This is a genomic window from Enterococcus sp. C63 (assembly GCF_040887215.1).
Taxonomy (GTDB): domain Bacteria; phylum Bacillota; class Bacilli; order Lactobacillales; family Enterococcaceae; genus Enterococcus_B; species Enterococcus_B hirae.
In genome coordinates, this window is the sequence record NZ_JBFOFI010000009.1 from 110,945 (window position 1) to 121,992 (window position 11,048).

At 38.8% G+C, this 11,048-nt stretch carries 17 protein-coding genes; all 17 read left to right on the forward strand.

What is annotated here, in order from left to right; translation table 11 throughout:
• Positions 1–30: 30 nt before the first annotated feature.
• The 17 genes from rplF to truA all read left to right on the forward strand — a co-directional run bounded on the left by rplF (position 31) and on the right by truA (position 10,592).
• Positions 31–567 (forward strand): 50S ribosomal protein L6, encoded by a 537-nt coding sequence (gene rplF, locus AB3H90_RS12905; protein ID WP_010720442.1) that lies wholly within the window; start codon positions 31–33, stop codon positions 565–567.
• Between the two features lie 158 nt (positions 568–725).
• On the forward strand, positions 726–1,082 hold the full coding sequence (rplR, locus tag AB3H90_RS12910; protein ID WP_368016834.1) for a 50S ribosomal protein L18: 357 nt from the start codon (positions 726–728) through the stop codon (positions 1,080–1,082).
• Between the two features lie 20 nt (positions 1,083–1,102).
• Positions 1,103–1,603 (forward strand): 30S ribosomal protein S5, encoded by a 501-nt coding sequence (gene rpsE / locus AB3H90_RS12915; RefSeq protein WP_002288681.1) that lies wholly within the window; start codon positions 1,103–1,105, stop codon positions 1,601–1,603.
• 14 nt (positions 1,604–1,617) lie between these two features.
• Entirely contained in the window at positions 1,618–1,797 is a 180-nt protein-coding gene (gene rpmD / locus AB3H90_RS12920; protein ID WP_010720441.1) for a 50S ribosomal protein L30, read from the forward strand.
• A gap of 61 nt (positions 1,798–1,858) precedes the next feature.
• Positions 1,859–2,299, forward strand: a complete 441-nt coding sequence (rplO, locus tag AB3H90_RS12925; protein ID WP_010720440.1) for a 50S ribosomal protein L15 — start codon at positions 1,859–1,861, stop codon at positions 2,297–2,299.
• Entirely contained in the window at positions 2,299–3,594 is a 1,296-nt protein-coding gene (gene secY, locus AB3H90_RS12930; RefSeq protein ID WP_010720439.1) for a preprotein translocase subunit SecY, read from the forward strand. Before rplO ends, secY begins: the two co-directional genes overlap by 1 nt.
• A gap of 59 nt (positions 3,595–3,653) precedes the next feature.
• Positions 3,654–4,301: an adenylate kinase gene (locus AB3H90_RS12935; protein ID WP_010720438.1), complete on the forward strand. Its 648-nt coding sequence runs from the start codon at positions 3,654–3,656 to the stop codon at positions 4,299–4,301.
• A 191-nt stretch (positions 4,302–4,492) separates the two neighbouring features.
• Complete coding sequence (infA, locus tag AB3H90_RS12940) at positions 4,493–4,711, forward strand: translation initiation factor IF-1 (RefSeq protein WP_002288695.1); 219 nt, start codon at positions 4,493–4,495, stop codon at positions 4,709–4,711.
• 32 nt (positions 4,712–4,743) lie between these two features.
• Positions 4,744–4,860 (forward strand): 50S ribosomal protein L36, encoded by a 117-nt coding sequence (gene rpmJ / locus AB3H90_RS12945; RefSeq protein ID WP_002288710.1) that lies wholly within the window; start codon positions 4,744–4,746, stop codon positions 4,858–4,860.
• 17 nt (positions 4,861–4,877) lie between these two features.
• On the forward strand, positions 4,878–5,243 hold the full coding sequence (rpsM, locus tag AB3H90_RS12950; RefSeq protein ID WP_002288713.1) for a 30S ribosomal protein S13: 366 nt from the start codon (positions 4,878–4,880) through the stop codon (positions 5,241–5,243).
• 27 nt (positions 5,244–5,270) lie between these two features.
• The gene (gene rpsK / locus AB3H90_RS12955) at positions 5,271–5,660 is read left to right on the forward strand and encodes a 30S ribosomal protein S11 (RefSeq protein WP_002288714.1); all 390 of its coding nucleotides are present in this window, start codon (positions 5,271–5,273) and stop codon (positions 5,658–5,660) included.
• A 79-nt stretch (positions 5,661–5,739) separates the two neighbouring features.
• Positions 5,740–6,678 (forward strand): DNA-directed RNA polymerase subunit alpha, encoded by a 939-nt coding sequence (locus AB3H90_RS12960; protein ID WP_005880735.1) that lies wholly within the window; start codon positions 5,740–5,742, stop codon positions 6,676–6,678.
• Positions 6,679–6,705: 27 nt separating this feature from the next.
• Positions 6,706–7,086 carry a 50S ribosomal protein L17 gene (gene rplQ / locus AB3H90_RS12965; protein ID WP_005880733.1) on the forward strand — a complete coding sequence of 127 codons (381 nt, stop codon included), beginning with the start codon at positions 6,706–6,708 and terminating at the stop codon, positions 7,084–7,086.
• Positions 7,087–7,358: 272 nt separating this feature from the next.
• On the forward strand, positions 7,359–8,198 hold the full coding sequence (locus tag AB3H90_RS12970) for an energy-coupling factor ABC transporter ATP-binding protein (RefSeq protein WP_034697737.1): 840 nt from the start codon (positions 7,359–7,361) through the stop codon (positions 8,196–8,198).
• On the forward strand, positions 8,174–9,043 hold the full coding sequence (locus tag AB3H90_RS12975; protein ID WP_034697740.1) for an energy-coupling factor ABC transporter ATP-binding protein: 870 nt from the start codon (positions 8,174–8,176) through the stop codon (positions 9,041–9,043). Before AB3H90_RS12970 ends, AB3H90_RS12975 begins: the two co-directional genes overlap by 25 nt.
• Complete coding sequence (locus AB3H90_RS12980) at positions 9,033–9,830, forward strand: energy-coupling factor transporter transmembrane protein EcfT (protein ID WP_053766555.1); 798 nt, start codon at positions 9,033–9,035, stop codon at positions 9,828–9,830. Before AB3H90_RS12975 ends, AB3H90_RS12980 begins: the two co-directional genes overlap by 11 nt.
• A gap of 15 nt (positions 9,831–9,845) precedes the next feature.
• Positions 9,846–10,592, forward strand: a complete 747-nt coding sequence (gene truA, locus AB3H90_RS12985) for a tRNA pseudouridine(38-40) synthase TruA (protein ID WP_010720434.1) — start codon at positions 9,846–9,848, stop codon at positions 10,590–10,592.
• The last annotated feature ends 456 nt before the right edge of the window (positions 10,593–11,048 follow it).

The window sequence follows — 11,048 nt, forward strand, 5'->3', positions numbered from 1 at the left end:
CAACTAGAATTTACAAGGAGGTGTCTTTAAGTGAGCCGTATTGGAAATAAAGTTGTTGTGATCCCTGAAGGAGTAACAGTTACTCAAGATGGAAACAACATTACAGTTAAAGGACCTAAAGGTGAATTAACACGTACTTTCTCTTCTGATATCAAAATGAATATCGAAGGAAACGAAGTGACTTTCACTCGTCCAAATGACAGTAAAGAAATGAAAACAATCCATGGAACAACTCGTGCTAACTTCAACAACATGGTTGTAGGTGTTAGTGAAGGATTCCAAAAAGCATTAGAATTGATCGGGGTTGGGTACCGTGCGCAATTACAAGGATCAAAACTTGTCTTGAACGTAGGTTACTCACATCCAGTAGAAATCACACCACCAGCTGGCGTAACTGTTGAAGTACCAGCTAACACACAAGTAATTGTTAAAGGTGCGAACAAAGAAGAAGTTGGCGAATTAGCTGCGAACATTCGCGGAACTCGTCCTCCAGAACCTTATAAAGGTAAAGGTATTCGTTATGTTGGCGAATATGTACGCCGTAAAGAAGGTAAAACTGGTAAATAGTTTAGAAAAATTGCATAGAAGCCAGCAGCAGGAAAAAAGGATTTTGCAGAAGTTTACCTTCATTCAAAAGAAATTTAACTTGTGCCGCAGCTTCTATTTTTCGAGACTTTGGTGTTTCTGCCTAAGTGCAGTACAATAAAATTAAAGAGGTGACAATTGTGATTACAAAACCAGATAAGAACAAAACACGTCAGAAAAGACATCGTCGTGTACGTAACAATATCTCTGGTACTGCTGAGCGCCCACGCTTGAACGTTTTTCGTTCTAACAAAAACATCTACGCTCAAATTATTGATGACGTAGCGGGTGTAACGCTAGCAAGTGCCTCTACCTTGGATAAAGAAATTTCAGGTGGAACAAAAACAGAAGCAGCACAAGCTGTCGGTAAATTAGTTGCTGAACGTGCAACTGATAAAGGCATTAAAGTAGTAGTCTTTGACCGTGGTGGATACCTTTACCATGGCCGTGTGCAAGCTTTAGCTGAAGCTGCTCGCGAAAATGGACTAGAATTTTAGGAAAAGGAGGAATACCATTCATGGTTTATATCGATCCAAAACATTTGGAATTAGAAGACCGCGTTGTTGCAATTAACCGTGTAACAAAAGTTGTTAAAGGTGGACGTCGTCTACGTTTTGCTGCTTTAGTTGTTGTCGGTGACAAAAACGGACATGTAGGATTTGGTACTGGTAAAGCACAAGAAGTACCTGAAGCAATCCGTAAAGCAATTGAAGATGCGAAGAAAAACTTAGTTGAAGTACCTATGGTTGGTTCAACAATCCCACACGAAGTCATCGGTGCTTTTAGTGGTGGTAGAATCCTAATGAAACCTGCTGTTGAAGGTTCTGGGGTTGCTGCTGGTGGACCAGTTCGTGCCGTATTGGAATTAGCAGGGGTAGCAGATATCACTTCTAAATCTTTAGGTTCAAATACACCAATCAACGTTGTTCGTGCAACTGTTGAAGGTTTGAAACAATTGAAACGTGCAGAAGAAGTTGCAGAACTTCGCGGCAAATCAGTTGAAGAATTAATCGGATAAGGAGGACAAAAATAATGGCTGAATTAAAAGTTACTTTAAAACGCAGTATTATCGGACGTCCTCAAAACCAACGTGATACAGTAAAAGCGTTAGGTCTTACAAAGATTAACAGCTCAGTGGTTAAACCTGCTAATGAAGCAATCAAAGGCATGATCAACACTGTTTCTCACTTGGTGGACGTTGAAGAAATCTAATTAAACAAACCTAGTATATAGTAAGAAATATGAACTAGAATATTAAGGAGGTGCCAAACCTATGAAACTTCATGAATTAAAACCTGCAGAAGGTTCACGACAAGTACGTAACCGTGTTGGACGTGGTACTTCTTCTGGTAACGGAAAAACTGCTGGACGTGGTCAAAAAGGTCAAAAAGCTCGTTCAGGCGGTGGTGTACGTCTAGGATTTGAAGGGGGTCAAACTCCATTATTCCGTCGTTTACCAAAACGTGGTTTCACAAACGTGAACCGCAAAGATTATGCAGTCATCAACCTTGATGTCCTAAATCGTTTTGAAGATGGTGCTGAAGTAACTCCAGTTGCTTTAGTAGAAGCTGGAATCGTGAAAAACGAAAAATCTGGAATCAAAGTATTAGCTAACGGTGAGTTAACTAAGAAATTGACTGTGAAAGCCGCAAAATTCTCTAAGGCAGCTGAAGAAGCAATCGTTGCTGCTGGTGGGTCAATTGAGGTGATCTAATGTTCAAACTGTTAAAAGATGCTTTTAAAGTAAAAGACATTAGATCCAAAATCCTATTTACTGTTTTTGTTCTATTTGTATTTCGCTTAGGTGCTCATATCACTGTGCCCGGAGTAAATGCTAGTTCATTGCAAAACCTTTCTTCTTTGCCTTTTTTCAACATGTTGAACTTGGTGAGTGGTAGTGCGATGCAAAACTTCTCCATCTTCTCAATGGGGGTTTCGCCTTACATTACAGCTTCGATCGTTATCCAATTGTTACAAATGGATATCGTGCCACGTTTTGTTGAATGGTCAAAACAAGGGGAGGTTGGTCGTAAGAAGTTGAATCAAGCAACTCGATACCTGACATTAGTATTGGCATTTGTCCAATCTGTTGGGATCACTGCTGGATTTAACCAATATGCTCAACTAGGTTTTGTGAATAACCCTAACGTTTCAACCTATGTTACTATCGGTCTGATTTTGACTGCGGGTACAATGTTTGTCACTTGGTTAGGAGAACAAATCACAGAAAAAGGAATCGGTAACGGAGTATCAATGATCATCTTTGCAGGGATCATTTCTCGACTTCCTGAAAGTGTAAAAGAAATTTATGAAGACTATTTCGTAAATATCAATCAATCAGATATCTGGAAATCTGCAATTTTCATTGCTATTTTAATCGTTGCAATCTTATTGATCGTAACGTGCGTTACATTTTTCCAACAAGCTGAACGCAAAATCCCAATTCAATATACGAAACGTGTAGCAGGGGCGCCAACAAGTAGTTATCTACCGTTGAAAGTCAATGCGGCTGGGGTTATCCCGGTTATCTTTGCAAGTTCGTTTATTGCGACACCTAATGCGGTTTTACAAGCATTGAGTGGAAGATTTGGGGCTGAAAACTGGTATAAAATAATGATGCAGATCTTTAACTATAATACTGCACCTGGTGCAACTATTTATACGATCTTGATCGTCGCATTCACATTCTTCTATGCTTTTGTTCAAGTAAACCCTGAGAAATTAGCGGAAAACTTACAAAAACAAGGAAGCTATATACCAAGCGTACGTCCTGGTAAAGGAACTGAAGAGTATGTCTCAAGCTTATTGATGCGTTTAAGTACAGTCGGTGCGATTTTCCTTGGTTTAGTGGCTTTATTACCGATCATTGCTCAAATGATTTGGAATCTGCCTCAGTCCATTGGGTTAGGTGGTACTAGCTTACTGATCGTCATCGGTGTAGCTTTAGAAACTGCGAAACAGTTAGAAGGCTTAATGCTGAAACGTAAGTACGTTGGATTTATCGAGTAAGAAAGCGTGTTGAGGTTTTTCCTCAACACACGTTCTCACATTTATTAGGAGGGAAAACAATGAACCTCATTTTAATGGGGCTACCAGGCGCAGGTAAAGGAACACAAGCAGAAAAAATCATTGATGCTTATCATATTCCTCACATCTCAACAGGAGACATGTTCCGTGCAGCAATGCAAAATGAAACAGCTCTTGGCTTGGAAGCAAAGTCTTATATTGATAAAGGTGAATTAGTTCCTGATGAAGTAACAAATGGAATCGTGAAAGAGCGCTTAGCTGAACCTGATACGGAAAAAGGCTTCTTATTAGATGGTTTTCCCCGTACACTTGAGCAAGCGGAAGCGCTAGATGCAATGTTAAAAGACTTAGACAAAAAAATTGATGCAGTCATCGATATCCATGTTGGTGAAGATGTATTGGTTGAGCGTTTAGCTGGCCGATTCATTTGCAGCAATTGTGGAGCAACTTATCATAAAATTTTTAACCCTACAAAAGTTGAAGATACATGTGATCGTTGTGGTGGGCATGAATTCTATCAAAGAGAAGATGATAAACCTGAGACGGTTAAAAATCGTCTGGCTATCAACATCAAAAATAGTGAACCAATCTTGGCCTATTACAAAGAACAAGGTTTGCTAAACACTATCGATGGTGATCGTGAAATCGATGCTGTATTTACTGATGTCCAAAAAATTATTGAAAAATAGCACGATTGCCCGTAGCCGACTTGCATTAAGCAGTTACTCTTGTCAAGTTCAATAAATTATGATAGAATATGTCAGTCCGACTTCTAGAGAAATCCTCTAGATGATCCATTTTGAGAATTTTGAGGTGGGAACTGCAGTTTCCGCCATTTTATCGTGTGAAAATGCGAAACAAGTACAAGGAGGTACTGTGCGTGGCAAAAGAAGATATGATTGAAGTCGAAGGTACAGTCGTCGAAACTTTGCCGAATGCAATGTTTAAAGTTGAACTAGAAAACGGACACCAAGTTCTTGCTACTGTTTCAGGTAAAATCCGTATGCATTACATCCGTATCTTACCTGGTGACAAAGTGACGGTTGAATTGTCTCCGTATGATTTAAACCGTGGCCGTATTACTTATCGCTTTAAATAATTGTACTCCGTAAAACTACAGGAGGTATTATCATGAAAGTAAGACCATCAGTAAAACCAATGTGCGAACATTGTAAAGTAATTCGTCGTAAAGGACGCGTTATGGTGATTTGCCCAGCAAATCCAAAACATAAACAACGTCAAGGATAATTGGAGGTGCAATAAATATGGCTCGTATTGCAGGAGTAGATATTCCTCGTGATAAACGTGTAGTAGTTTCTCTTACTTATATCTATGGTATTGGTAACACTACTGCTAAAAAAATCTTAGCTGATGCTGGTGTATCTGAAGATGTTCGTGTTCGTGAATTAACGAATGAACAAACAGATGCTATCCGTGCAGAAGTAGATAAATTAAAAGTTGAAGGTGACCTTCGTCGTGAAGTGAACTTAAACATCAAACGTTTGATGGAAATCGGTTCATACCGTGGAATCCGTCATCGTCGTGGATTGCCTGTTCGTGGACAAAACACGAAAAACAATGCACGTACTCGTAAAGGTCCAGCTCGCGCTATCGCTGGCAAGAAAAAATAATTCTTAAGTGAAGGAGGTTAGAACTTCATGGCAGCAAAAAAAGTGAATCGTAAACGCCGTGTGAAAAAGAATATAGAAGCAGGTATTGCACATATCCATTCTACATTCAACAACACTATCATCATGATCACTGATACTCACGGGAATGCATTAGCGTGGTCATCAGCTGGTTCATTAGGCTTCAAAGGAAGCAAAAAATCAACTCCTTTTGCCGCTCAAATGGCAGCAGAAACAGCTACAAAAGCAGCAATGGAACACGGATTAAAAACTGTTGAAGTAACAGTTAAAGGACCTGGTTCTGGACGTGAAGCAGCAATTCGTTCATTACAAGCTACAGGTTTAGAAGTGACTGCAATTCGTGACGTGACTCCAGTTCCTCATAATGGTGCCCGCCCTCCAAAACGCCGTCGTGTTTAATGAGTGCCGCTCATTTTGAGTTCTATTAGTAACGTCATTGAACAAGACACTTTTCGTTTTGAAAGGGGTAAAGATAAGAATGATTGAGTTCGAAAAACCAAGAATCGCAAAAATTGATGAAGAAAAAGATTATGGCAAGTTCATCGTTGAACCTCTTGAAAGAGGATATGGGACTACTTTAGGGAATTCCCTACGTCGTATTTTATTATCTTCTTTGCCAGGTGCTGCCATCACTAATATTCAAATCGATGGTGTACTGCATGAATTCTCTACCATTAAAGGGGTAAGAGAAGACGTCACTCAAATCATCTTGAACATTAAAGGCTTAGCACTTAAAATGTATGGTCAAGAAGAAAAAACCCTTGAAATCGATATTACCGGACCTGCTACAGTAACTGCTGGCGATATTATCGTTGATAGTGAGGTAGAAATTCTTAACAAAGATATGTACATCTGTAGCGTCTCTGAAGGAGCTACGTTCCACGCTCGCTTAACAGTGAAGCCAGGACGTGGTTATGTTCAAGCAGATGAAAACAAAAAAGAAGATATGCCAATTGGTGTACTTCCAGTCGATTCAATCTACACGCCAGTTCGTCGTGTGAACTACCAAGTAGAAAACACTCGTGTTGGACACCGTGAAGATTTTGATAAATTGACGATGGAGATTTGGACAGATGGTTCAATCGAACCGTTGGAAGCAATGAGTTTATCTGCAAAAATCATGACAGAACATTTAGACATCTTTGTAAACCTAACTGATGAAGCTAAAAATGCTGAAATCATGGTCGAAAAAGAAGAAACACAAAAAGAAAAAATGTTAGAAATGACAATTGAAGAATTAGACTTGTCTGTTCGCTCTTATAATTGTTTGAAACGTGCAGGAATCAATACTGTACAAGAACTTACAAATAAATCTGAGCCAGAAATGATCAAAGTCCGTAACTTAGGACGTAAATCATTAGAAGAAGTGAAAGCTAAATTACACGACTTAGGTTTAGGTTTACGTAAGGAAGATTAAAACCTTTTACGAAGGAGGGAAACCAACGTGAGTTATCGTAAACTAGGACGCACATCTAGCCAACGTAAAGCGATGTTGCGTGATTTAACAACTGACTTATTAATTAACGAACGTATTGTGACTACTGAAGCTCGTGCGAAAGAAGTTCGCTCAACTACAGAAAAAATGATCACTTTAGGCAAACGTGGAGACTTACATGCACGTCGTCAAGCTGCGGCTTTTGTACGTAATGAAGTTGCTAGCGTACGTGAAGAAAATGAGGACATCGTCATTGAATCAGCTTTACAAAAACTATTTAATGATATTGCACCTCGTTATGCTGAACGTCAAGGTGGCTACACTCGTATCTTGAAGACAGAACCAAGACGCGGTGATGGTGCACCAATGGTTGTCTTAGAACTTGTCTAAAATCACACTAATAACATCACTTTATAGATGATTCTTTTAGAGTGTTATGATGTTGGAAGTTAACTCTTCCGAGTCTAGCTCAGCGCTACTCCCCAAATCTATCGGTTTGGGGAGTATGCACTCATCATAAAGTGTTTTTTTGTACCTTCAATTACCTGTCAAGACATCTAATTGAAGGTGTAAAAAAACACTTTAATTAAAACGGAAACAATTGAAAAATCAGGTGTTTTTTGATAGTGTTAGTAGGAACTTAGGATGGAGAAGGAGTAATTATGGAGCCAATAATTGAATTAGGAAAGATTAATTACAAATATCAACCTGATGACCCTCGTCCAGCATTAAAAGACATTTCATTTACCATCAAGCAAGGTGAGTGGATCGCAATCATCGGACATAATGGATCAGGGAAATCAACACTTGCAAAAACAATCAATGGTTTGCTTCTACCAGAGTCTGGTATTGTGAAAGTTGGCAATCAAACACTTAATGAAGAAAATATCTGGTCGATCCGTCGAATGGTTGGAATGGTTTTCCAAAATCCAGACAACCAATTTGTTGGATCTACTGTTGAAGATGATGTTGCTTTTGGTCTTGAGAACCAAGGTATACCTAGAGAAGAAATGGTGATCCGTGTACAAGATGCGCTAGAAAAGGTACGTATGATCGATTTTGCCAAACGTGAACCAGCAAGACTTTCTGGTGGACAAAAACAACGAGTAGCCATTGCTGGAGTCGTAGCTCTACGTCCAGATATTATTATCTTAGATGAAGCTACTAGTATGCTTGATCCAGAAGGTCGTGAAGAAGTGATTTCTACGATTAAAAAAATCAAAGACGAAAGTAATTTGACCGTCATATCTATCACTCATGATATCGATGAGGCAGCAAATGCCAATCGGATATTAGTGATGAAACAAGGAGAATTAGTCAATGAAGGCACACCAGAACAAATCTTTTCTGCTGGCCCAGAATTGATCAATTTAGGGTTAGATCTTCCTTTTCCTGAAAAATTGAAAAGCGCCTTGAAGCAACGAGGAATTGATGTTCCTAGTGAATATATGACAGAAGAAAGGATGGTGGAATGGTTATGGACATCCGTTTTGAAAAAGTAGATTTCACCTATCAACCAAACACACCATTCGAACAACGTGCATTATTTGATATTGATTTAATGATTAAAGAAAATAGCTACACAGCCTTAGTCGGGCATACTGGAAGTGGGAAATCAACCTTACTGCAACATTTGAATGCGTTGATTAAACCTACCAGCGGGATCGTACATATTGGCGATCGACAAATCAAGCCCGATACGAATAATAAAAACTTAAAACCCATTCGTAAAAAAGTAGGCATTGTTTTTCAGTTTCCTGAAGCCCAATTATTTGAAGAAACGGTAGCAAAAGACATTGCTTTTGGACCAAAGAACTTTGGTGTCAGTGAGGAAGATGCACGAGATTTAGCTAAAGAAACATTAGCACAAGTTGGTTTAGATGAAACTTACTTAGAGCGTTCTCCTTTTGAATTATCAGGAGGACAAATGCGTCGAGTAGCGATTGCAGGTGTACTTGCTATGAAGCCGGAAGTACTAGTATTAGACGAACCAACGGCTGGACTTGATCCTCAAGGTCGAAAAGAAATGATGGATATGTTCTGGCGACTGCACAAAGAACAAAAAATCACGATCGTATTGGTCACTCATTTAATGGATGATGTGGCAAATTACGCGGATTATGTTTATGTCTTAGAAAAAGGTAGGATTGTAAATAGCGGTCAACCTCATGCAGTTTTTCAAAATCTATCTTGGCTCAAAGAAAAGCAATTAGGTGTTCCGACTGCGACAGAATTTGCGGAAAAGCTGAATAGTCGAACAGCGCTTTTTTCCGAACTTCCAATCACTGCAGATGAATTAGCAGATCAGCTCGTAGCATTAGTAGGGGGACAACCTGATGATGAATAAATTAATTTTTGGTCGATACATGCCTGGAGATTCCTTGATCCATCGATTAGACCCTCGTGCAAAGTTATTAGCAAGTTTCTACTTTATTGGAATTATTTTTTTAGCAAATAATTGGCAGACTTATACGTTATTAGCTGTTTTCACTTTACTTGCTGTCTTTCTCTCAAAGGTAGATTTCAAATTTTTCATCCGAGGCATCCGTCCTTTGATCTGGTTGATTTTATTTACAGTGGCACTCCAAGTATTATTTACTAGCGGTGGTGCTACCTACTGGAGTTGGGGAATCTTCAATATTACGGAGTTCGGTGTAATGAATGGGCTGTTTATTTTTTGCCGATTTGTACTAATCATTTTTATGTCTACCTTATTAACATTAACGACTCCACCTTTGGAATTATCTGATGCGATTGAGTATTTACTTCGCCCATTAAAAGCAGTTCGCTTTCCGGTGCATGAAATTTCGTTGATGCTTTCGATTGCTCTACGATTCGTACCAACGTTGATGGATGAAACAGAGAAAATCATGAATGCACAACGAGCTCGTGGGGTTGATTTTGGTGAAGGAAGTCTAGTCCAAAAAATGAAAGCAGTTATTCCTTTGCTGATTCCTTTGTTTGTTAGCAGTTTTAACCGGGCAGAAGATTTAGCGACTGCCATGGAAGCAAGAGGATACCAAGGTGGCGAAGGAAGAACAAAGTACCGCATACTGCATTGGCATCAACGAGATACGATGGTCCTTGTTGTTTTTGTCTTGATGACCATTGCATTAGTCTTTTTAAGAAGTTGATGAGTAGGTGAAAGTATGACACGTTATAAAGCAATTATTGCCTATGATGGTACCCATTTTAATGGTTTTCAGAAGCAACCAAATGGTCGTACTGTCCAAGAGGAAATGGAAAAAACGCTAAAGAAAATGGCCAATGGAAAAGAGATCACTGTCTTTGGTTCTGGCCGTACTGATGCAGGGGTCCATGCGATGGGGCAAGTGATCCATTTTGATTACCCTGAAGAACGACCTTTAGAACGTATGCGTTTTGCATTAGATACGCAATCGCCAGAAGATATCGCAGTTAAAGCCGTTGAGATCGTTTCAGATGATTTTCACGCGCGCTATTTAGTAAAAGAAAAAACTTACCAGTTTCGGGTCGATATTGGAAAACCACGCAGTCCGTTTCGTCGGCATTACGCAAGTTATTTCCCCTATCCACTTGATTTATCGAAAATTCAACGAGCATTGCCTGACTTAATAGGTACCCATGATTTCACTTCTTTTTGTGCTTCTGGAAGTTCAATCGAGGACAAAGTAAGAACGATCTATGAAGCAAAGATGGAAGTCAATGAGGCCGGGGATGAGTTGTTATTTACTTTTCGTGGGAATGGTTTCTTGTACAAGATGATTCGGATCCTTGTCGGTACGTTGCTGAAGATTGGGAACGGACGACTTTCAGAGGATAGTATACCCGAAATCATTGCGAAAAAAGATCGAAATGCTGCAGGACCCACAGCTCATCCAGAAGGGTTATATCTGTATGAAGTGGTGTATGATTAATAAAGACCTTTCATTCATACGTTTCGTTTAGAGAAAAAATATTTCTCTAAACGGAACGTTTTTTTATTTTTTTATGAGTTTTAATTCTCCAAAAAATAATAACAGTAACAAAATATTACTAGCATCTAAGTAGCTAAATGATCAATTTTATAGAAATATAAAATAACTATTATTTAAAATAACAATCGAAATAACATAAAGTATATAAAAAAGAAAAAGTTGTTGCTAAAGAGAGGATTCTTTTCTTTATAATAGAACCTAATGAGCGAAAGGAGAATAAATGATATGAGCAATGAAAAATTAGATCAGAATACTTTAATCAGCATACTGGGAGAAGTAAATGAGGAAAAACCCTTTATTGAGACGAGACTAGATGAGAAAGAAAATTTTAAAAACGCTATGGGTAATATATTCCAACAAAAACTAACCATACAGCCAAAAATAGTAACACCAGAC